Raw genomic sequence first — 1252 nt, forward strand, 5'->3', positions numbered from 1 at the left:
GGTTAGGCCACCGGCTTTGGGTGTTACCAACTTTCGTGACTTGACGGGCGGTGTGTACAAGGCCCGGGAACGTATTCACCGCAGCGTTGCTGATCTGCGATTACTAGCGACTCCGACTTCATGGGGTCGAGTTGCAGACCCCAATCCGAACTGAGACCGGCTTTTAGGGATTAGCTCCACCTCACAGTATCGCAACCCTCTGTACCGGCCATTGTAGCATGCGTGAAGCCCAAGACATAAGGGGCATGATGATTTGACGTCATCCCCACCTTCCTCCGAGTTGACCCCGGCAGTCTCCTATGAGTCCCCACCATAACGTGCTGGCAACATAGAACGAGGGTTGCGCTCGTTGCGGGACTTAACCCAACATCTCACGACACGAGCTGACGACAACCATGCACCACCTGTATACCAGCCCCGAAGGGAAACACCATCTCTGATGCGGTCCAGTATATGTCAAGCCTTGGTAAGGTTCTTCGCGTTGCATCGAATTAATCCGCATGCTCCGCCGCTTGTGCGGGCCCCCGTCAATTTCTTTGAGTTTTAGCCTTGCGGCCGTACTCCCCAGGCGGGGCACTTAATGCGTTAGCTACGGCGCGGAAAACGTGGAATGTCCCCCACACCTAGTGCCCAACGTTTACGGCATGGACTACCAGGGTATCTAATCCTGTTCGCTCCCCATGCTTTCGCTTCTCAGCGTCAGTTACAGCCCAGAGACCTGCCTTCGCCATCGGTGTTCCTCCTGATATCTGCGCATTCCACCGCTACACCAGGAATTCCAGTCTCCCCTACTGCACTCTAGTCTGCCCGTACCCACTGCAATACACGGGGTTAAGCCCCGGCCTTTCACAGCAGACGCGACAAACCGCCTACAAGCTCTTTACGCCCAATAATTCCGGACAACGCTCGCGCCCTACGTATTACCGCGGCTGCTGGCACGTAGTTAGCCGGCGCTTTCTCTGCAGGTACCGTCAATTTCTCTTCTTCCCTGCTAACAGAGGTTTACAACCCGAAGGCCGTCATCCCTCACGCGGCGTCGCTGCATCAGGCTTGCGCCCATTGTGCAATATTCCCCACTGCTGCCTCCCGTAGGAGTCTGGGCCGTGTCTCAGTCCCAGTGTGGCCGGTCACCCTCTCAGGCCGGCTACCCGTCGTCGCCTTGGTGAGCCGTTACCTCACCAACAAGCTGATAGGCCGTGAGCCCATCTATAACCACTACATAACGCTTTCCACCAACACTCCATGCGGAGAT

At 56.5% G+C, this 1252-nt stretch carries 1 rRNA gene; it reads right to left on the minus strand.

Going from position 1 to position 1252, the window contains the following annotated elements:
* Positions 1-1252, minus strand: a 16S ribosomal RNA gene (locus HMPREF2674_RS02660); the annotation flags it as partial.

It is taken from the genome of Rothia sp. HMSC062F03 (assembly GCF_001836905.1).
Lineage (GTDB): Bacteria > Actinomycetota > Actinomycetes > Actinomycetales > Micrococcaceae > Rothia > Rothia mucilaginosa_A.